This is a genomic window from Rhodococcus oxybenzonivorans (assembly GCF_003130705.1).
Classification (GTDB): domain Bacteria; phylum Actinomycetota; class Actinomycetes; order Mycobacteriales; family Mycobacteriaceae; genus Rhodococcus_F; species Rhodococcus_F oxybenzonivorans.
In genome coordinates, this window is the sequence record NZ_CP021354.1 from 1,915,466 (window position 1) to 1,936,142 (window position 20,677).

A 20,677-nucleotide genomic window follows, 5' to 3' on the forward strand; every position below is an offset into this window, starting at 1 on the left:
CGGCACGCAAGCAGATTCTGCACGGCGTCGACCTGACCGTCGATGGCGGCGAGAAGGTGGGACTCATCGGTGAAAGCGGTTCCGGGAAAACGACACTGGCCCGCACAATTCTCGATCTGATCACCCCGACGTCCGGATCGGTCGAGATCCGCGGGCAGCGCGTCGACGACCTGTCCGCGGCGCACCGCAGGGCGCACCGCCGCACGGGGACCATGCAGTACGTGTTCCAGGATCCGCTGCTGAGCCTCGATCCGGACATTCCGGTGGGCGAGTCGATCGCCGAGGCACTGCTCGTGCGCGGCGGACTCGACCGCAGCGTGGTGCGGTCGCGGGTGGCAGCGGTACTGGGCAGTGTCGGACTCGACGCCGACATCGCGGCGCGGATTCCCGCAGACCTGTCGGGTGGGCAGCGCCAGCGGATCGCGATCGCGAGGGCCCTCGTCCTCGATCCGGCGCTGCTGCTGCTCGACGAACCGGTCAGCGCCCTCGACTCGGTCAACCGTATTCAAATCCTGAAACTGCTCACCGAACTCGGGCACTCGCGGCAGCTCGCTCAGCTGTTCATCTCGCACGATCTGAGGGCGGTCGCGGCGCTGGTCGACCGGATCGTCGTGCTGTACCGCGGCAACATCGTCGAGGACGGACCCACCCATCAGGTGATCTCCGATCCCCAGCACCCGTACACGGCGCTTCTCGTCGGATCGGCTCCCACGTTGAGCGGCGGCGCGGTGACCCGGGAACGGCGCCGCGAACTGAGGCTCCACCTCCTGTGAGTACTTCTTAACTACCCGTTGTTAATAAGTACTCACAGGTCGGCAGTGTAAGCCCGACCATCAGTGAACGGAAGGGTTTGATTCGACGTGATCCGAATGATCTGTGGGCGAAAGGGGCTCGCAGTCAATCATATTCGACGATGAACACTCAGCTGTTCTATCGTGGCACCGACAGCACATGAGAGGCGAGGGAACGATGAAGGTAACGGTAGTCGCGGGCAATCCCAAGGCGGGTTCGCGCACACTGGACGCGGCGACGTTGGTGGCGACGGCGGTGACGGGTTCCCCCGTGGACTCGGTCGTCGACGTCATCGTGTTGGGTCCCGGTCTGCTCGGCTGGGGTGACGACAAGGTCGCGCAAGCGGTCGAGACGGTGGCAGAGTCGGACCTGGTGGTGGTCGCGAGCCCGACCTTCAAGGCCACCTATACGGGAGTGCTCAAGCTCTTCCTCGACCAGTTCGCGACAGCGGAAGGACTGCGGGGCGTAGTCGCGGTTCCGGTCATGCTCGGTGCGGGCCCGGCACACGCGCTCGCACCCGAGCTGCTGTTGAAGCCGGTATTGGTGGAGCTCGGCGCAACAACGCCGGCGCCGGCGCTGTACCTCGCCGACACCACCTACACCACCGATTCGCGGATCGCCGCGTACGCCGAGCGTTGGGGTCCGGTGCTCACCGCGGCGGCTACGGCACGGACGGAGTTGTGATGAGCGGGACGGTAACGCTGGACCCAGGTTCGTTGCGGGAGGCGTTCTCGCACGTGCCCAGTGGTGTGGTGGCGGTGTGCGCAGAGATCGACGGCGAGCGGGTCGGGATGGCGGCGAGCACCTTCGTGCCGGTGTCGTTGGATCCCCCTCTCGTCGCGTTCTGCGTGCAGAACACCTCTTCGACGTGGCCCAAGCTGGCGGGATTGGCGCGCATCGGAATCAGCGTGCTGGGGGAGGTGCACGACACCGCGGCGCGGGTACTGGCCGCGAAGACCGGCGACCGGTTCGAAGGACTCACCACGGAAACCAGTGACGGCGGCGCGGTATTCGTCGGTGGTGCCTCCGTGTGGCTCGACACGACAGTGTCGGAGCAGGTGCCCGCCGGCGATCATGCGGTCGTGCTGTTGAAAATTAACGAGGTGCGGGTGCAATCGGACGTGGAGCCGATCGTGTTCCACCGCAGTACCTTCCGATGGCTGCAGGCCTGAGAATGTCTCCAGCGTGCGGTCACGAGAACGAAGAGTGCGATCGGCAACCGCGGAACTGATGGCGGGGCCGGGCTGGGCAACCCGCAACCGTCGCCCGACGTTGCAGCCATAAATCCCTGTCTCGTTCGGTGTCGTGGCCGGCGCGGATGCGAAGGCCGCCGCCTCGAGGAATTGTGAGCGTCCGATACGAATTCGGGAGGGTGGGGACGGTGCCTGAGCCGGGTCGGCCCGGTCGGAGTGTATTCCGCTCCGGCCGGGCCTCGCCGGAACGTGCTATGGGACACCGCCGCGCGAACTCGATTACGCCCGTCACGATGACTCGCGTGGCGGTTGGCCTCGCCGATGTCTCCTCGGGCGTTGACGGCATGGCAAGTGCGCAATCGCGTCAGAAAATCTCGGTATCGACTGCATCGGGGCCCCGCATCCAGTGCGTTTCGTGAGAGGTAAATGGTAGATCCAGCAGCTGGTCGCACCTCAGCAATGTGATCCACACCACATCCATTTTGCGTGTTGGTCAAACCGGGAGGGCGGTGGACGAAGGCTGACCGATTTGACGCCGAGGGTGCCCGGCTCGACGTAGAGCAAAGTATTGGACGATTGTCTAGGTGGCAGCCGCCGTGACGTGTGCTAGAACTATTCGGGCATCGGTAGTGACATGACTCACACTTTATGACCGCTTGGGATTGGTTGCCGGCACACCGGTGCATCCCGGCCGATGCACGAGAGCAAAGGACTACGCCACATGATCGAGGACACCGCGGACTTCTCCCTCACTCCCGTTGCCGGCCCCACTCGCCTGATTCCCCGACGGCGTCCCGACGGTCGCGAGCTTCTCGCCACCGCGAAGGGCATCCTGATCGCAGCGCGCCGCTGCAGCGATGCCCAGGCGTTCGATGAACTCCTCGACGTTTCCCGCCGCCATCACTTGACCGTTCTCGGTGCCGCCCGAAGCTTGGTCGACCTCGCCGCCGGATCCGCGCCTCATCGCCGCACAGCTGACGCCGTCCGGTTCGACGAGTGGGAGCAGCTGCTCGCCCAGCTCCCCTCACATCCGCACGCGCACGCGAGCTGACGCAGCGGGCACGGTTCGCGTTTGAAGGCAAGGTCGGATTCGCAGATTCCGCGCTCACCACTGATTGACAGATTGCTATCCGGCAGGGTCCGAAGTAGGGCTCGTGCCCCTGCCGCTGCGCGAGTTGACCCACCGCGCCTCTCGATGATCCCAGTAGCAGCCCCCATCGTGGGGGTGTGCGCGCCTGGCGAGCGGTGGCGCGGGTGCAGCTGTGGCCGTCACGGTCCCCACCTGTGCTCCCGTGTGAGCGCCGAGCGAACCGCTCGCTGGCCCTCGTCCGACGAGAGGGCTGCGTTGGGGCAGTCTGTGCGCGCGCAGGACCACGTCGTGGGTGTGGTGCGCTCCCGCGCCGCCGCTGATCGAGCGCTCCCGCACCTCGTTCACATCGATGTGCCAGCTGGTATCCAATAGAGCCGCCACATCACCGGGTGCGACCCAGTCATCGGGATCGAAGCCGTGCTCGCGCGCCGCATCCCCGTCGCGCATGTCGTGATGAACAACCAGCAGGATGCCGCCGGGTGCGACCGCGGAGACCAACGCTCGTTCCGCGGCATGGTCGGCTGTGCTGCGTAAGGCGGGGTACTGGGCTGAGACCAGGTCGAAACCATCGGCGGGCAGATCGGCATCCAGTAGGCCGCTGCACACCCAGGTGATGTCCGTGTTCTGGTCGGCGGCATGGGCCGCGGCCCGATCGAGCGCGACTCGTGAAACGTCCAGCGCGGTCACTGCCCATCCTTGGCGGGTGAGCCAGAGGGCATCAGCGCCTTCACCGCAGCCGACGTCGAGGGCGCGCCCGGGCGGTGCGCCGGTCATCTCGTCGACAAGTGCGCCGTTGGGTTCGCCGCTCCACACTTGATCCCGCTCGTTGTAGCGTGCATCCCATTCGGCTGCCTCACTCAATGCTGACGTGACCTCGATGACCTCGCCGGAATCTTCCATACCGACACAGTGCAATAGCTGCGACCATTCTGGCGAAGGTTCTTGCTGTATCGGCAAGAACGCCGTGTCTGTCGGGTGCCCTTGAACGGGCAGTCATTCCGCTCTCGGGCCGACTCAGAATATGGGCATCGGACGGGCCAACAGTCCCTCATCCCATCGCCCGGACGCGTCAGTGCGCCGAGACGCTCTTCTTCCGCTTCGGAATCAGGTGCATGATCAGGACGACGATCGCGCCGACGACGAGCCCCACGAGGGCAGACACCACGGTCCCCGAAGTCCAGGACAGAACCCCACCGAAACTGCCGTGCGCAAGGTCGCTGAACCAATGTTCGACATCGTGGAGGCGATCGGCAGGCCAGTGGAATCCTGCCTCGCCGACATTGACGAGCAGGATGTGGCCGCCGACCCACAGCATCGCGGCGATCCCGACCACGGTGAGCACCGCCATCACCTTCGGCATCGCGGCGACGAGGCCTCGGCCGATTCGCTGACTGAACGTCGACTCGCGTTGGGCGAGCGCCAAGCCCACGTCGTCCATCTTCACGATCAGGGCGACCACACCATAGACCAGGATGGTGATGAGGAACGCCACGACGATGAGCACCAGCAGTCGAGTGACGAACGGTTCGCTCTCGACCGAGGACAGGGAGATCACCATGATCTCGGCGGACAGGATCAGGTCGGTGCGAATTGCGCCGCTGACCATGCTTTTTTCGAGTTCGGGGCCCTGCAGCACCACCGGCGTATCTTCGTCGCCGTGGTGCCCGCCGGTGATTGCCTCGTAGACCTTCTCCGCTCCCTCGAAGCACAGGAACAGGCCACCGGCGATCAGCAGATAGGGCAGCGCCTGCGGCAGGAACTGGCTCAAGATCATCGCCACCGGCAGGATGATCAAAAGTTTGTTGCGGATCGATCCGATCGCGATCTTGCGGATTATCGGCAATTCGCGATTAGGGGAGAATCCATGGACATAGCGGGGGGTGACGGCGGTGTCGTCGACGACCACACCCGCTGCCTTGACGCTGGCCTTGCCTGCCGCGGCTCCGATGTCGTCGACGGATGCCGCAGCCACTTTCGCGAGTGCTGCGACGTCGTCCAACAAGGCGACGAGACCACCAGCCACGGGAACCTCCCACAGTTCAAATGTGCAGAGCCGATCGAATGACACGCGGTCGCGGGTCGATACCGAACGCTACCGAATCCATGGTCCCACGCAACAATCATGCGGGCGCTTCTCAACGTGCCGCGTGCGAGCGCGGAGCCATGATGCGCCGACGTCGGGCGACCTCGAACTGCTCCCTCGAACCCGAACCGTGAGGGTGGCCATCTCGTCACCCAAGGGCATCTGGTCGCGGGGTTCGCTGGCGCAGACGATGGAATCACCGCCGAACACGGTGACCCGGCGGCCCTCGAGACCTCGGAAAGGAACCCGCCCATGTCGAAGAGTGGAACAACTCGCGGACGTATCGCTGTGCTGATTGCGGGGGCTGCGGCCGCGTTGTCGATCTCGGCCGTCGCCCCTGTGGCCGTGGCGTCCGCTGTCCCATGCAAGGGAGTCAGCTGTCACGACACCAATCCCAAGCCGCCTCCCAAGGATCTGGGCGACGGAGGTTGCCAGTTGTGCCCACCTCCCAGTCCCGGCCCTGGGAATTTTCCGACGCCTAAGCCTCCGACTCCCGCGCCCCCGCCGTCGTGACGGTGACCTGAATATTCACTGCCCAGTGCGGCCCCTATCGATGACCGGTGGGGGCCGCACTGTGGTGTGACAACCGCGGTTGCGGGCGCGATGACCACTCAGATGGCGTCGAGCGCCCTGCCTATCGCGTCGGCGAACGCGGTGGGATCGTGGATCAGCCAACCGTGACCGCCCGCCACGGTGAGAACCGGTGGATTGCGGAGCGCTGTCTTCAACGACTCCAAGCTGGCCACCGGGATCGTACGGTCACCGAGGCCCCACAAGAGCGTCACCGGCAGTCCCCGGTTCGCGATAGTTCTGAGTTCGGTCCGCAAGTCCGCGCGCCGGGCCAGATGTGCCGTCCGCCACACCGCACCTGGATCGCGCACTGTGTTGGGGATGAAACCGTTGACGAGCGATGCTGCCGTGTGGGCGATCGACCGGATCGACAGGGCCTCGCCCAGCGCCGATGCACCCCAATCCCACAATGGTCTTTCACCGATGTGCCGTATTGCCTGACCGCCGGCAGACCATGCCCCGCCGCCGACGGAGTTGACGAGAACTACTCGTGCTACCCGCTCGGGAAGGTCGTGGGCGGTCTGAATCGCGACACCACCGCCGAAGGAGTGGCCGACCAGGGTCACCGGCTCGTCGATTCCCGCCGAGTCGAGAAACCGTCCGAGCCAGGCGGCGTAGCCCGCGAAGCTACGCGCGTGCGGCGGATGGTCGGGAGTCCCTCCGAAACCGGGAAGTGTCGGTGTAACGACGCGATGTCCCTGTCGGACGAGAGTCGAGAGGCTGCGGCCATACACCCGCGGGGTCAGTCCCCAGCCGTGGAGGAAGACGATGGGCGGACCCTGCGCCACCACGGTCAGGGTCGGGGCCTTCGGACCTGCGAGCGGCTCGAGGATCTCGGGTTCTGAGTTCTGGGTCAGTGACACGCTCCACAGCGTGTCCGACGGGTGTTCCGGCGGTAACGGCCGAATTACCCGCGGACATACCTGTTTTACGTTTTCGTCGCGACCGGTCTGTTCGTTATAGTCCTGTGATCTACGTGGTTTTCCGAAAACAGGTATGTGTATGGGCCATTCGGCCGTTGCCCGCTGAGCCCGTGACCGCGATGTTATAAAACGTCTCGTCCGATCGGCACGAAAGTCGCCGGACATCGAAAAAATGAAGGACTCAGCTCAATGGCCAAGCATAGATTGCGTCGGGGCAATCGTCTGCAGATTTCGACCGGTGGCGTTCTGGTTGCCACCGCGGTGGGGCTGGGAGCATTCATGCTCCCTGCTGCCCCTGCTGCAGCGGAGCCGATCACCATCCCAGGTATTGGGACGTTCGACATACCAGGTGTACCGCCGCTGCCGCCCGCGCCGCAGGCGCCGGCACCGAACCCCGCTCCACCATCGAACCTGTTACCAGCCTTGCCGCCGGCTCCGGCCCTGCCCTCCACCCGCGGTGCGCAGGCGCTGACAGCCGCCCAGTCGAAGATCGGCTCACCGTACGTGTGGGGCGCCACCGGACCGAACGCTTTCGATTGCTCCGGTCTGATGCAGTGGGCATACAAGCAGGCGGGTGTCTCGATCCCCCGTACCACCTACGACCAGGTGAACGGCGGGGCGCCTGTCGCCAAGGGAAATCTTCAGCCCGGCGATCTGGTCATGTTCTACGGGGCGTCGCATGTCGGGATGTTCGCCGGAAACGGCATGGTGGTCCACGCCCCCAGCGCCGGCCAGCCGGTGAAGCAGGCACCGCTCGATTCGATGCCGTTCCACTCGGCCCGCCGGTACTAGGCGGCTCCGCCGCCCGTGAGTGGTTAGCGAGTGCAGAGACTCGCTAACCACTCACGGGGCGCTAGCGCCCTATGAGGTCGGCGGCACGTTCCCCGATGAGCACGGCGGGTGCGTGTGTGTGGCCCCGGATGATCGTGGGCATGATCGACGCATCGGCGATGCGCAGGCGCTCGACTCCCCGCACACGTAGGTCCGGGGTGACGACGCTGGCGGGGTCCTTGCCCATCCGGCAGGTACCCACCGGGTGGTACAGCGTGTGCGCATTCTCGGCGAGGGCACGTTCCAGTATTTCCTCGAGCGGAGTATCCGGCTCGACCGAGGGCCGAATCAGTGTGCCCAGCTTCGACTTCAGCGTCGGGGCCGAGGCGAGGGCATCGCACAGGCGAAGTCCTTCGAGCATGGCTCGCCGGTCCGCGCCCTCGGGGTCGCTGAGGTAGCGGGGATCAATGATCGGTTTCGCCGCAGGATCCGCAGACCGCAGAGTGATGGTGCCGCGACTCTCCGGTTTCACCAGAATGGTGCCGATGACGGCGGCGTGGCCGGTGGCGGGGATCAGCCCCTCGTCGAAGAACGGTGCGGGGCCGTAGATCATCTCGAGGTCGGGTAGTGGCAAGTCGTCCCGGCTCCTCACGAACCCGTATGCCTCCGCGACATTGGAGGTGAGCATGCCGCGTCGGCGCGTGAGGTAGTTGATCAACTCGGGGATCTTCTCCGCCGCGTACAACGAGTCGGAGTCCACGCTGTAACCGAGGAACGAGACGAGGTGATCTGCCAGGTTCTTCCCGACCTCGGGAAGGTGGTGCTGCACGGGGATGCCGTGCTCGCGTAGCTGCTGCTCGTCACCGACACCGGACAGCATCAGCAGCTGCGGCGTGTTGATCGCCCCACCGGCGAGTATCACCTCTTTCGCCGCCCGGACGGTGTGGCGTGCACCGCCCTTCTCGTATTCGACCCCGACCGCGGCGGTTCCGTCGAACAACACGCGGGTGGCCAGCGCCTCGGTCACCACGGTGAGATTCTTGCGTTTCATCGCGGGCCGGAGGTAGGCGTCGGCGGTGCTCCACCGCGCACCACGCTTCTGGGTGACCATCGTCTGGGAGAAACCCTCGGGCTGTGCGGTATTCGCACGCTCCACGGGATATCCGGTTTCCCGAACCGCGTCGAGGAACGCTCCTGTCAGTGCGCGTGGGCTCCGCTGATGGCACACGTTGATCGGACCTTCGATGCCGCAGTCGGCCTCGGTGGCGCCTTCCACTTTCTCGATGCGCCGAAAATGTTTGAGCACCTCCCGGAACGACCATGACTCGTCGGCGAGTTCCGCCCACTCGTCGTAGTCGGCGGCGAACCCACGCACCCACATCATCGCGTTCATCGACGAGGATCCGCCGAGCATCTTGCCCCGCGGCCAGTAGATTTCGCGGCCACCGAGGGCGTCTTGCGGCTCGGTGAGGTAATCCCAGTCCACCTCGCTGCGGAACAACTTCGAGAAGGCGGCGGGGATGTGCGCGAATTTGTTCTTGTCCTCGGGGCCGGCCTCGAGGACCACCACTGCATTCCGGGAGTCGGCGCTGAGGCGTTCGGCCAGTGCGGCACCCGCCGAGCCCGACCCCACCACGACGTAGTCCGCCACCGACGGTATGTGTTTCATTCGTTCCTCTCCAGTCGAGACAGCGGTGCGTCAGCCACGCAGCGCGGACGCGAAGATGGCCGGGAGCCGCTTCCATGACGGTGCTCCGGCGAAGGCGGTCAGCAGGCGCCCCGTGGTGGCGGCGGTGCGATTGTTCACGAACCACGGCGGTTTGGGTGAAATGGACAGCTCCCGCTTCATCACCGATCGCGGTGACGGGCGGAACGGGCCTCGCACCACGGTGCGTTCGGGGCGGTCGATCAACAGCGCGTTGTGGACCACACCGATTCCGCTCTGGACGTCGTTCACCGTGTGGCCGGGGAAGGCGCCCCAGGTTGCGGTGGCGGTGAGGTATCCCACGCCGGTCCAGGCGTTGATGGCGATGGTCCCGTATTGCAGGCTCTCCACGAAGGAGTCGAACGCCGAACCCATCGAGCGAATGGTCTGCGGTGTCGCGACGATGTTCACCCCGAGCGTGCCGACGAAGTCATCGTTCACGAATTGTGCTGCTCGCCTCGCGAACTCGTTTCCCTGGTACGGAAGGTCGATCACGCCGAGGACTGGAGCGAAGTACTCCGTCTGCAGCAGTGGCTCGTATTCGCCGGGATCGAGGTTCGTCACCAGCACGCGCCTACCGTTCTTGCCCAGACGCTCGGCCTTGGGGAACGACGCAACCGCTCCGGCCACACGGGTGTCGCTGCCCGGGTAGTAGGCGGAGCGGTTTGGTGCTCGATCGAGGGCGTCGCGCAGAGCGGCGAGGAACTCGTTACGCTGCCTCCACTCCGAGGACACCACGACCGCTTGTGCCGCGACACAGTTGTAGCCACCGTTGTGTAGCCGCTGGGTGGCAATGTGCTCGGCCTGGAACTTGATGTCGGCGTGGCTCCACTCGCCGGGCAGCACGATGGTGGGGGACACGCCACCGAGTTCGCTCGAGATCTCTTTTCCGAGGATCGGCTCGTTCGCGGCCTTGCGTCTCGCGCCTTCCTCGCCTGTGCCGAAGACGATCGCATCGTGGGTGAGTGCGCTACCCGTCATGTGGACGTGATCGACCTGCTGGTGGTGCACCAGATAGGTTCCGACGTCGGCGCCACCGGTGAGGAGGCGGACGGCGCCCACGGAGATGAGTGGCTCGAGCACCCGTGTGAGGACCGGCAGCAACGGGTCGGTGATCGGGTTGAGCTTGAGCGCGACGACGCGGTTGTGGGCGATCAATTCGTAGAGCGTGTCCAACGGGGCGATCGAGGTGATGTTGCCGGCGCCGAGCACCACACCGATGCCCCGGGTGTGGGAGGGGTCTCGCTGAGCCAAGCCGGCGTCCCGCTGTGCCGTTGCACGATCGATCCCCGGCTGCAGCCACACCTCGGCGCTGAAACCACTGAGGAGCAGCTTGTCGAAAATGTTGAGAGGAAGAACCTTGACGGTGGTGCGGTTGCCGGGCGCCGTGCCGAAGGTGGCGCCGTCGAGGGGACTGCCGCCCGCCTCAAGTTTTGCCAGGCTTGCGGAGAGCGCGGCGGTGGCGGTCGCGACGGAATACGGGCCGGACATCCATTCCTCACCGACCAGCGGCGACTTCGGGTCGAGGCCCTTGATCCCGACAGCAGCGTCCACCCAGTCCGCGGCGTGCTGCACGGTGAGGTCGTGGACTTTGTCGAGAAGCTTCCCGCGTTCGGACAGGGACAGGTCAGCCCAGTTCTTCTCGCCTTCGGCCAGGTCGGCGAGGGCTGCGTCGACGGCCGCGTGCTCGGCCGCGCCGGAGGGTGGGGGAGTGGCCTCGGGGTTTGAAGTGCTCACTGTGGACATCTCCGCTCGGGTCGATTACATGGAGAACGTCGCCACAGACGCTGAACGGCTGTGGGCGTAGGCCTGTGATTCTCGTCGCATCCCCGGCTGCTGCGCCATAGGCGGCGGCTGTCAAATGTCCACTTTGTCCCTATGCCGTCGCACAACAAGGGTGTGGCGGTACGGACGGCCGGTCGATAGTCTTGCCGAATGGTTGCCAGTCCGGACATCGCGCCGTCGCCCACCGATCTACTGGGCGACATGCTCGAATCGGTGAACGAGCTGTCCCAGACCCTCACCGAGAGAATTCTGTCTGCCGAACACGGCTACATCGAGGCGACTTTGCTCACCCCCGAGCAGTTGTACGGGGCGTGCCTCGACAACCTGACGGCGATGCTCGGCAACCTCGCCGGGATCGCGCCGATCCGGCTGGAGGCTGCGCGGGCAGCCGGCCAGCTGAAGGCCGAACAGGGTGTGCCGCTCGCCGCCCTGCTCCACGCGTTCCGACTCGGTGGCCGACTGATCTGGGATGAGCTGATGGACCGCTCGGAGGGCCGGGCCACCAACGCGCTGCTCGAGATGGCTGCGCAGGTGTGGGCGTTGGTGGATGTGTATTCCGACAGTGCCGCGGAGTCCTACCGCGAGACCGCTGACCTCCGTGCCCGGGAGGACGCCGAGTCGCGCGGCCGGCTCGTGAGGACGCTTTTCGGGGAGCACTCGGCGAATCCGGCGGGAGCTGCCGATGCGCTGCGGACGTTCCGCATCCCCGAGCACAGCACCTTCGTGGTCGTGTCGGTCGAATCGGCGGCGTCACCGTGTTCGGCGGATCTGCTGGAGGCCGAACTGCGCGGCGTGGGAGTCGAGTCCGTGTGGGACACGGAGGTCGACGGCCGAATCGGGTTGCTGTGGGCGTCCACCGCCGACTTCGTCGAGGCAGCGCTGACATTTCTCGGCCGCGCCGACGCACGGGTCGGGGTCAGCTCCACATTCACCCGGCCGGCGGGGACGAGCGCCGCCGTCGAGCAGGCACGTGTCGCCCGCCGGTGCGCGGGACTTGGTGGTAGCACGGTCACGCGATACGAGTCCGTGCCCGTCTCGCTGCTGCTGGTCAGTGCGCCGGAAGCGAGCAAGCTCGCGGCGGGCCAGATTCTCGGACCGGTGTTGGCGCTGCCGCCGGAGGAGCAGGACAGTCTGCTCTCCACACTCGACGCGTGGTTCGCCTGCCACGGCTCCACCACTGCGGCCGCAGCGCAGCTGCACTACCACCGCAACACCGTGCTGTACCGGTTGCGCAGGATCCACAGCCTCACCGGGCGGAACTTCTCGGATCCCATCGACGCCGCCGAACTTTATGTCGGCCTGCGGGCGCATCAACTGCTCGCTTCCTGAAACGAGTCCCCGAACACGTCGCAGGCCCGACAATAAGTGCCAGTCGGCCGTCGTAGCCCGGGGATGCCGGGCAGTGGGGCAGTGCAATGGGATTCGTCATCGGATTTGCGCCGTGGATCGTCTACTGGATTCTCGTGGGCAACACGGGGTTCGTCACTGCAGTCGCCGTCGCGTTCGGTATCGCGCTGGCCGGGCAGGTGCTGCAACGGGCGCGCCGTCAACCGTCGCGCACTCTCGAAGTGGGCACCGTTGCCGTTTTCGCACTGCTGCTGATTGCAGCCCTCCTCGTCGACGACGCCGTTCTGGCGCGATGGTTGCAGCCGCTGAGTAACTTCGGACTCTTCGCGATCGCCGCGGTCGGCGTACTGGTGGGCCGGCCGTTCGTCCGCGAATATGCGGTGGGAAGCGTCGACGCCGCGACAGCTGCAGGCGGCGGCTTCCGGTACGTCACTACGGCGATGACCTGGATGTGGGTGGCTGCATTCGGTGCAATGACGCTGGTGTCGCTGATACCGCCGATCGTCGATGGTGACGCAACCATGCGCGATGACGGGGACCCCCTGTCGATCGTCTGCTACTGGGTTCTGCCCTACACGCTGATGGGTGTGGCCGGGTTGGTCTCGGCGATGTTTCCCGGGTGGTTCGACAAGACGTCGCATCTTCTCGCGGAGCAGTCCTCGATGGAGCCGACGGTGGTATCGCGACCGTCGCCGCCCGAGGACCGGGTGGAGGGGAGCCTGGTCCTCGACGTCGTCGAGGATTCCCGCCACGATCAACCCTTCGCGGTCGCCGTGCGCGGCGCGGAGCCGGGTGCCGCGCTTACTGTCCGGACCACAGGAACGGATCTCTTCGGCTCGCAGTGGCGTTCGGAGGCAGTGTTCGTGGTCCCTGCCGACGGAACCGTCGACGTCACCTCGCGGGCACCGGTGCGCGGCGACTGGGATGTGGCAGACAGCGACGCCCCGCTGTGGGCGATGCGGTTCGTGTCGGACGATCGCGTACCCGAACTGTTCGTGCCCCCCGCCGGTCCATGGAACGTCACGGTCGACGTCACGTCTGCGCAGGGAAGGGTGCGGCGGACCGTGATCCGTCGCGCTGCCGCCCCGGGCGTCACGGTCACCGAACGGGAGGTCGACGGCCGCCCCGCGCTCCTCGCCCTACCCGCCGGCGACGCGCCCACCGCGGGGTGGCCGGGAGTCGTGTGTTTCGGCGGCTCCGAGGGTGGCGTCGACTCGCAGCGCTCCAACCTGGAGATGCTCGCATCACACGGCTGGTCCGCGCTGGCGTATTCGTGGGTCGACGAACCGGGCACGGAGCCGACACTGGTCGACATCCCGCTCGAACGGTTCGCGACTGCGGTCACGTTCCTGCGGACACTCGCACAGGTGGACGGCGATCGCGTAACCGCCGTCGGTACGTCCCGCGGTGCGGAAGGACTGCTCGCCGCCGCCTGCGACGGATTGCTCGACGTGAATGGTCTCGTACTGACGAGCCCGAGTTCGGTGTCGTGGCAGGCCATCGGACCCGAGGGAGAAATCCCCGATACGCCGTCGTGGACGCGTCGCGGCCGGGCAGTCCCCTGGGCGCCCCTCCCCGGCGGGACCCTGATGCCGCAGCTCATCCGGAACGCGTGGCACGCCCACCGCGACATCGCCGCAGGGCGGCCCAGCCTGCTTCGGCTCGGCACCGCCTACCGTGCCGGTCTCGCCGCCGCACCGGCGAATTCGATACTGCACTCCGAGCGTGTCGCAGCGCCGCTCCTGTGCCTGACCGGTGAGGACGACGAGCTCTGGCCATCGGCCGACATGGCCACCGCCCTTCTGGCGCGGCGCGCGGAACGACACGACGAGCACCGGTGCTTTCCCGGCGCCGGCCACCTGGTTCGGTGGGGAATGTTTCCGTCGGGTGCCCAATGGACCGGTGGCATCGCCCTCGGTGGGGGCGGCATCGGGCAGGCGCGTGCCCAACGCGAAGCGATACAGTGCGTCCTCGGTTTCCTGTCCCGCACGGCCGCCACGACGAGTGCCTGATGGGCACCGGAGGCGGGAATACCGCATCCTCGGACCGCGTCGTCGGATCGATCGTCGACATGGCAGGTGTCTCGCGGGCCAAAGTGTTTCCGCGCTCACGGTTGTCGGCCTTCGCCGAAGCGGGGGCGGGGGCGTCATCGAGCTGGAGTGTGTTTTGCGTCGACGACCATCTCGCGTTCACGCCCTCCTTCTCCGTGACCGGCGATCTTCGGCTCCGCATCGACCCCGACGAGGTCCGGGACCTCGGCAACGGCACGTACTGGGCTCCGGCGAATCTCTGCGAGCAGGACGGAACACCGTCGCAGGCGTGCACCCGAGGCGCGCTGCGGCGGGTGACGACGCGGTTGGCGGAGTCCGGTCTGAGCGCACGAACCGGCCACGAGATCGAGTTCACGCTCTTCGACGCGGCGAGCACCGAAGAATGGTCCGCATACGGCCTCAATGCCGTTCTCGCGCAGGAAGAATTCATCGAACGGCTGCTGGCGGCGGCGTCGAGCGCCGAGCTGCCGATCGAACAGGTCCACGCCGAGGCTGGGCTGAATCAATTCGAGGTGGCGCTCGCCCCCGCGGATCCCGTCGAGGCGGCCGACAATGCGGTGCTGGCCCGCGCCCTGATCAGCCGGGTCGCGCGCGTTCAGGGACTCCGGGCGTCGTTCTCACCTATGCCCGTCGCAGGTGGGGCGGGAAACGGTGCCCATCAGCACGTGTCGTTCACCGAACGCGGCCTGCCGATCCTGTCGGGAGGGCCGGGCCCGCACGGGCTCACTCTCGCCGGTGGTGCCGCGGTCGCCGGGATTCTGCGAGCGCTACCCGAGTTCACGGCCGTTCTCGCCGGGTCGGTGCTGTCGCACCTGCGTTTGCGCCCAGGCATGTGGTCGGGGGTGTTCCGCTGCTGGGGCCTGGAAAACCGCGAGGCAGCCGTCCGCCTCTGCGCGGACACTGCCGGGAATCCGCACGGCGCGAACCTGGAAATCAAACCTATCGACCCGTCCGCGAACCCGTATCTGAGTAGCGCCGCCATTCTCGGTGCCGCCCACGACGGCATCACCGGCGGGCTTACGCTCCCGGACGAGGTGTCGGTCGACCCCGCGGACTTGTCCGGCACCCACGCCGTCGATCTTCTCCCGACCCTGTCGTCCGACATGCTCGGAGCATTCGAATCGTCGGCGCTCGCGCGCGACTTGTTCGGGCCGCTGATCATGGAAGCGCTCGTGGCGGTCAGGGGTTACGAGCACGCCGAATACCGGGCGAAACCGGTCGACGAGGTCGCGCAACGCTTCCGGTACGCGTGGACGTCCTAGTCAGTTGCGGAACTCCGGATGCGGAACCGCGGTCACACGTTCGTGTGAGGACGTCCGCTATTCTTTCCACGGTCGCCGAGCATGTCGGTGACCCGGGTCCGGGGGTGGACCTCGATGCGGATATCAGGGGGAGAATTCGTTGTCAGAGGGCGATATGACGTGGCCGGACAGTGTCATTGCGTCGCTGGACGGGACCGGTGCGACGCAGCGTCCGCTGGACGCCGTCCCCGGGTTGCCGCCGATACTCGGCGGACGAGACGTTGCGGTTGTCAAGGTCGACCCCGACATGCTGCGTGCGATGTCCACCGCGCTCGGTGGCATTGCGCGTGAGGTCGAGGCGTTGGGTGGCCGCCGTAGCTTCGAGCATGCGGTTCGGGCCGTCGAGGGGTCCGACACAGCGGCAGCGTGCCGGGACGCCGGCGACATCCTCGCGTCCGCGCTGGGAGTCGCGGCCAGTCGCATCGACGAGATGGCGTTCATCGCGGGTGACGGGGCCGAGAACTACGAGGTCACCGACACGTCGTTCGCGTCGCAGTTGTCGGCGATGGGAGAGATGTGATTCCGCGTAGGTCGCAACTGCATGTCTGGAATCCGCGGGATCTCACACTGGCGGGCGAGGAAATCGGACGGACCGCCGAAGACACGCGAACCCGAGCGGACGACGTCCTGCGTGCTGTCGCGGATCTGGGCCGGAACGACGACTGGCGCGGTCCGGCGCAGGCGGCTGCCGAGTTGCGAGCGAACAGTGAGCGCACGGAAATCCGAAGGCTCGCCGACGATCTGGAGGATCTGTCGAACGCACTCGTCGGTGGGGCCGATCGCCTCGGCCATGCGCGGGACTATGTCGCCATCGTGATCGACAAGGCGGCAACCGACGGATTCACCGTCTCCGACGACTGGCAGATCGTCAGCCCGCCGACGACGATGAGCGAGGCCGAGGCCGCCGAACATGCCGACCTGCTGGAGTACTGGCGCAGCCAACTCGGTGCAGCGCTGACGGAACTCGACACCGCCGATCGGGACATGGCGACGGCGATCCGGGACGCGCTCGGCGCCGTGGCGGCGAGCGCCCCGGCGTCCGCGGGCCTGTCGGGGCACGAGGGCGCCGCGCTCGGCGAGCAGGTCGCGCGAGCCGGTTCCGACATTCCGCAGGACGTCCGTGACCGTGTTGCCCGGGAAATCGCGGCCGCAGGGCTCACTCCCGAACAAGTGAAGACGCTGGCCGACGGCGGCAAGGTCACCGATCTTCCACAGGGAACGATCGACTTCCTGCAGCAGTTTTATACGGCGGCAGGCAAGGACGGCTTCCTCGCCCTGTCCGAGCAGTACAGCGAGAACGGACGCACCGAGGCCGCCAGCGCGCTGTCCAACGGTCTCGCCGCGGTGTCGAACTACAACGTCGGCAGTGCCGGCGGAGACGTCGGCGGTCGGAGCCACATCCCGGAAAGCCTTCGAGGGCTATTCGAGGGCCCGGTGACGTCGACCGGCAACCTCACGAAGGGTGCGCACGACGCCCCGCAACCTTCTTTGGTCGTCAACAACGGCGACGACCTGGCACGCTTCACCAAAGCCTTCGGTCTCGCGGACCCGGGCGTCCAGCAGGGCAGTGAGCTGAGCGAGAGCCTCCTCTCCCGTGCCGGCGAGATCGCCTCGGCCACCAACGACAAGAGTCTCTTGATCGGGGACTCGTTCGACCACAACACGCTGGGCCGAGACAGCGTCGACACCCTCCTGCAGGACATGGTCGGCGTCGGTGGTCGCGATCATGTCGCGGTCCACAACATCCTGTCCGGCGAAGGCATGCAGGCCGACTACAACCGCGACGACGTCATCATGCCTCTGCTGCAACGTGATTGGGTTGACGGCGGCGAACAGAAGGTGGCCGGGATGTTCGACTGGATCGCCGACGACGCCAGGCCCTCCGATCCGTCCGATCCCGGCGAAATCTTCCGGTCGCGACAGGCCGGCGAATCGGCATTCGGACTCGCACAGATCCTCGCCGCGAAAGACGCCGAGCTACTCGATATCCCGGGGATGAAGGGGCAGGCAATCGGTGAGGTGAACCCCGACATCACGCAGGCGTTGGGCGCAACGCTCGCACCCTACATCGGCAATATGGTGGGGGTGCCCGGCGACTTCGCGGGCACTTCGGGTTTCACTAGCTCGACCGGTGGAGAATTCGGGCTCGAGAACGCGCCCCGCCTCTTTTCGGTGATCGACTCCAATGCCGATGCGGCAAGCTACTTCAACGCGCAGGCGTTCGGAATGTCGGCTCAGCTCGAGCAAGCGTGGGCGTTGGATTCGCCTGCTCCTCATATCTCGCACGATCAATACGGATGGTGGGCAGGAAGCATTCAGGGCGTTGTAGATAAAGGATTCGACCTCGAGTTCGCCGACCGATCTGGGGACGAAGCGTCAAGTACTTCGTCCGGGTTCGAGAACAAAGGCGTTGCCTACGACACCATCAGAACAGTTGTGAGTAAAGGCGTCGAGTTCATTCCTGGTGCCGGCCCCCTGATATCGAGTGGGATCGATCTTGCGGATCCGGCATTCAAAAGCGCGGTGATGGGCGCGGTGCCCGATAATACTGCGCAGCAGAACACTCAATTCTCCGATGAGTCGCACCTCGCGAAGCAGTACTACCAAATTGCCCTGGGGATTCAGTCGGCGAATGGTGGAGTGCTTGATCCCTACGAGGGTCTGGACAGATTCCGCGACGGGGAGAACGGCCCCTTGCTGTCATACAACGAGATCGCGGGCGACCGCCCCGATTCGAATCTCCCGGTTCTCGGTGCGAACCTTTCCAGTTACATCGTCGAAGCGGGATACACGGGATTGGGTGAGTTCGTAGACCAACTGAACGCAGGGCGTGAATACGTTCAGGATGCGACGTACGGCCAGTGAAGAGACGTTTGATCGTCGTAGCGGTCACGACATCCGTGCTGGCAGCAGGGTGCGGATCGAGTGGGTCGGAGCCACCAGCGGTCGAGACGGTCTCGAGGTACTCGGTTCCCGACAATGTGGGCTTCAATTATCGGTGGTCGGCTGATCCCGGTATTGATCTGCACAGCGGGCAGGCGACGGTTGTTCGCGCGTATGTGGAGTCCTATTACCTCTCGATCAACAGCAATTCTCTCTCGGCCGCGTATCCCGGATTCGCCGAGGCGGTTCCCCAGCGCAAGCGAGCCGACTTCGACCACCCCGTCGACCCGATCGAGCGGCGGTACGTCGGCACCCAGTTCCAACACCTGATGTGGATGACGAAGACCGAACGTGGTTGGTTCGCCACGATCTGCACGGGCGACTACTCGGTGATGGAAGTGGGTCAGGACGAGAAGTTCTACAACATCGGGTCGAAGTATGTGAATGCGGAGACCGTGGAACTGATCGCACCGAATGACACGTCCGCAACGTCTGCGAGGTCCTACGGACCGGAACGCGCGCCCACCATCAACGTGTTCGATGGTTGGACACTTGCCGAGCATGTGAAAGGCGCGCGCGATCAGAACGCTTATGCCGAGTGCGACTCGCGAATGCCGGATGGGAGGGATGTGCGACCGCAGAAGGCGAACCTCCCACACGACACCCCCTACCCGACGCTTGCTCCGTATCCGGGGTGGCCGCGGTACGACGAGAGCTGACGGCCGGCCCCGACCGCCGGTGGAAGGGCACCGTCGCCGCCGCCTTCGGCCCGGTCCTATCCTCGACTGCGGCCCCCGTGCTCGACGGGGGTTCGCGGGAGTGATCGGACGGTATGAAGTGGGCAGCAGAAACGGCGTCGTCTACGCAGACGACCTCGCGGTGGGTGACAGGTTCGAGCTGGGCTCGTACACGGTGACCGAGCAGGAGCTGGTGGAATTCGCCGGCCAATGGGATCCACAGTCTTTTCACATCGATCGCGAATCTGCAGAGGGCGGATATTTCGGCGGGTTGATCGCCAGCGGTGTGCACACGATCGCCATCTGCCAGCGGCTGACCGTGACCAGTCTTTACAACGACTGGAGCGTCATCGCCGGCAAATGCTTCCGGAACGTCAACTTCCTCCGCCCGGTCCGACCGGGTGAGGTGCTGACCGGGTCCATGCTGATCGACAATGTCGTGCTGGACGACCGCGGGCGCGGCCTGGTGACTGCCGCCGCTGAGATCGTCAACGGGGACGGCAAACCGATGCTCACGATGGTCACCGAGATGTTCATGCGCAGCAGGCCCTGACCGGAATTCCCAGATATTTTTGCCGTAAAGGATTGTTTGCCGATTCTTTGGGTATCGCCCATGGGCAGAGTCACCTACCTATGGAGGCATCATGAAGGTCGGCATCAGATTGGCCGCGGTCGCGGTGTGTGCAGCTGCGCTCGGTGTGGGAACCACCGGCGTTGCGTGGGGCGACGCTCTCGACTCGGCTGTGGTCCCGGTGCGAGCACCGGATGTAGTGCAGCCGTTGCCCCCCGGAGTTCCGCAGTACGGCCCCGCCGGTTGCGACGACTGGGCAGAACCCTATGAGAACAACGTTCCGGCCTGGGGCGCCGACCCGTACAACCAATACGACAACTGGTGCGACGGCCCCGACGACGGCATCCCGCAGCCCGCCACCTACAGCGGTGACGAGGGCGGCGGCGACTCGCCGAACGAACCGTAACCTCGGCTCGGTCCCGACGCGCCCCGGCAGCTTCAAGGCCGGGGCGGCGACGTCATGCGCCGGAGGGAGGTTGGTGTAGGCCGAACGCGGATCCCTGGTCGTCGTGACAGAGCGTGAATCGTCCGAACCGTGCCACCGACTCGGGCTCTTCTCCGAGGTCGACTGCATCGACCGTCCCTCCGAGCGCCAGGACCTTCTGCTTCGCGGCGTCGAGGTCAGCTACCCGGAAGAACACGTACGGGCCGGCGCCCGGGTCGCCGCCGTGGATGCCGCCCGGAACATTGGGCGTGTTGATCGCGTATCCGGACCCGCCGGGACCGGGTTCGAACTGCCAGCCGAACAGGGCCGAATAGAACTTTCGGCCCTGTTCGGCGTCGGCCACACCCAACTCGAAAAACGACACGTCACCTGACATGAGCACTCCTCCGTCCGAGATCGTGGAGGTGACGCTACGCCGGGCGACCGACTT

Annotated in this window: 19 protein-coding genes; 13 read left to right on the plus strand and 6 right to left on the minus strand. The window is 65.8% G+C overall.

Annotation, left to right across the window (positions count from 1 at the left end):
* Nucleotides 1–56: 56 nt before the first annotated feature.
* The 4 genes from CBI38_RS09190 (at nt 57) to CBI38_RS09205 (ending at nt 3,036) form a co-directional block, all read left to right on the plus strand.
* On the plus strand, nt 57–773 hold the full coding sequence (locus CBI38_RS09190; RefSeq protein WP_230990120.1) for an ABC transporter ATP-binding protein: 717 nt from the start codon (nt 57–59) through the stop codon (nt 771–773).
* A 196-nt stretch (nt 774–969) separates the two neighbouring features.
* On the plus strand, nt 970–1,476 hold the full coding sequence (locus CBI38_RS09195; protein WP_109334956.1) for an NADPH-dependent FMN reductase: 507 nt from the start codon (nt 970–972) through the stop codon (nt 1,474–1,476).
* Nucleotides 1,476–1,964, plus strand: a complete 489-nt coding sequence (locus tag CBI38_RS09200; protein ID WP_109328267.1) for a flavin reductase family protein — start codon at nt 1,476–1,478, stop codon at nt 1,962–1,964. Before CBI38_RS09195 ends, CBI38_RS09200 begins: the two co-directional genes overlap by 1 nt.
* 742 nt (nt 1,965–2,706) lie before the next feature.
* Nucleotides 2,707–3,036 carry an ANTAR domain-containing protein gene (locus CBI38_RS09205; protein ID WP_109328269.1) on the plus strand — a complete coding sequence of 110 codons (330 nt, stop codon included), beginning with the start codon at nt 2,707–2,709 and terminating at the stop codon, nt 3,034–3,036.
* Nucleotides 3,037–3,111: 75 nt separating this feature from the next.
* Here CBI38_RS09205 and CBI38_RS09210 read toward each other — a convergent pair whose 3' ends face one another.
* The 3 genes from CBI38_RS09210 to CBI38_RS09220 form a co-directional block, all read right to left on the minus strand.
* A complete protein-coding gene (locus tag CBI38_RS09210) occupies nt 3,112–3,975 on the minus strand; it encodes a class I SAM-dependent methyltransferase (protein WP_204164897.1) in 864 nt (287 codons plus the stop codon).
* Nucleotides 3,976–4,144: 169 nt separating this feature from the next.
* Nucleotides 4,145–5,098 (minus strand): DUF808 domain-containing protein, encoded by a 954-nt coding sequence (locus CBI38_RS09215; RefSeq protein WP_204164898.1) that lies wholly within the window; start codon nt 5,096–5,098, stop codon nt 4,145–4,147.
* 671 nt (nt 5,099–5,769) lie between these two features.
* Nucleotides 5,770–6,591 (minus strand): alpha/beta fold hydrolase, encoded by an 822-nt coding sequence (locus tag CBI38_RS09220; RefSeq protein WP_109328274.1) that lies wholly within the window; start codon nt 6,589–6,591, stop codon nt 5,770–5,772.
* A 249-nt stretch (nt 6,592–6,840) separates the two neighbouring features.
* Between CBI38_RS09220 and CBI38_RS09225 the strand changes: the two genes are divergently transcribed.
* Nucleotides 6,841–7,443, plus strand: a complete 603-nt coding sequence (locus CBI38_RS09225) for a C40 family peptidase (RefSeq protein WP_109328276.1) — start codon at nt 6,841–6,843, stop codon at nt 7,441–7,443.
* A 61-nt stretch (nt 7,444–7,504) separates the two neighbouring features.
* Here the strand turns inward: CBI38_RS09225 and CBI38_RS09230 are convergent, their stop codons facing one another.
* Together CBI38_RS09230 and CBI38_RS09235 are read right to left on the minus strand one after the other, a co-directional pair.
* Nucleotides 7,505–9,091 carry a GMC family oxidoreductase gene (locus tag CBI38_RS09230; protein ID WP_109328278.1) on the minus strand — a complete coding sequence of 529 codons (1,587 nt, stop codon included), beginning with the start codon at nt 9,089–9,091 and terminating at the stop codon, nt 7,505–7,507.
* Between the two features lie 30 nt (nt 9,092–9,121).
* Entirely contained in the window at nt 9,122–10,864 is a 1,743-nt protein-coding gene (locus CBI38_RS09235; protein WP_109334957.1) for an aldehyde dehydrogenase family protein, read from the minus strand.
* A 198-nt stretch (nt 10,865–11,062) separates the two neighbouring features.
* Between CBI38_RS09235 and CBI38_RS09240 the strand changes: the two genes are divergently transcribed.
* The 8 genes from CBI38_RS09240 (at nt 11,063) to CBI38_RS09275 (ending at nt 20,208) form a co-directional block, all read left to right on the plus strand.
* Nucleotides 11,063–12,241, plus strand: a complete 1,179-nt coding sequence (locus tag CBI38_RS09240) for a PucR family transcriptional regulator (protein ID WP_109328280.1) — start codon at nt 11,063–11,065, stop codon at nt 12,239–12,241.
* Nucleotides 12,242–12,327: 86 nt separating this feature from the next.
* Nucleotides 12,328–14,271 (plus strand): acyl-CoA thioesterase/bile acid-CoA:amino acid N-acyltransferase family protein, encoded by a 1,944-nt coding sequence (locus CBI38_RS09245; RefSeq protein WP_109328282.1) that lies wholly within the window; start codon nt 12,328–12,330, stop codon nt 14,269–14,271.
* Nucleotides 14,271–15,572 carry a type I glutamate--ammonia ligase gene (locus CBI38_RS09250; RefSeq protein ID WP_109328284.1) on the plus strand — a complete coding sequence of 434 codons (1,302 nt, stop codon included), beginning with the start codon at nt 14,271–14,273 and terminating at the stop codon, nt 15,570–15,572. The genes CBI38_RS09245 and CBI38_RS09250 overlap by 1 nt, the downstream gene beginning before the upstream one ends.
* Before the next feature lie 154 nt (nt 15,573–15,726).
* Nucleotides 15,727–16,131, plus strand: coding sequence for a hypothetical protein (locus CBI38_RS09255; protein ID WP_109328286.1), 405 nt, complete (start codon nt 15,727–15,729; stop codon nt 16,129–16,131).
* The gene (locus CBI38_RS09260; RefSeq protein ID WP_109328287.1) at nt 16,128–18,476 is read left to right on the plus strand and encodes a TPR repeat domain-containing protein; all 2,349 of its coding nucleotides are present in this window, start codon (nt 16,128–16,130) and stop codon (nt 18,474–18,476) included. The genes CBI38_RS09255 and CBI38_RS09260 overlap by 4 nt, the downstream gene beginning before the upstream one ends.
* On the plus strand, nt 18,473–19,213 hold the full coding sequence (locus CBI38_RS09265) for a hypothetical protein (protein ID WP_230990122.1): 741 nt from the start codon (nt 18,473–18,475) through the stop codon (nt 19,211–19,213). Before CBI38_RS09260 ends, CBI38_RS09265 begins: the two co-directional genes overlap by 4 nt.
* Nucleotides 19,214–19,313: 100 nt before the next feature.
* Nucleotides 19,314–19,784: a MaoC/PaaZ C-terminal domain-containing protein gene (locus tag CBI38_RS09270; RefSeq protein ID WP_109328289.1), complete on the plus strand. Its 471-nt coding sequence runs from the start codon at nt 19,314–19,316 to the stop codon at nt 19,782–19,784.
* A 91-nt stretch (nt 19,785–19,875) separates the two neighbouring features.
* Nucleotides 19,876–20,208: a hypothetical protein gene (locus CBI38_RS09275; RefSeq protein WP_109328291.1), complete on the plus strand. Its 333-nt coding sequence runs from the start codon at nt 19,876–19,878 to the stop codon at nt 20,206–20,208.
* Between the two features lie 52 nt (nt 20,209–20,260).
* On the opposite strand, the gene CBI38_RS09280 is transcribed toward CBI38_RS09275, so the two are convergent.
* Nucleotides 20,261–20,623: a VOC family protein gene (locus CBI38_RS09280; RefSeq protein ID WP_109334959.1), complete on the minus strand. Its 363-nt coding sequence runs from the start codon at nt 20,621–20,623 to the stop codon at nt 20,261–20,263.
* Between the last annotated feature and the right edge of the window lie 54 nt (nt 20,624–20,677).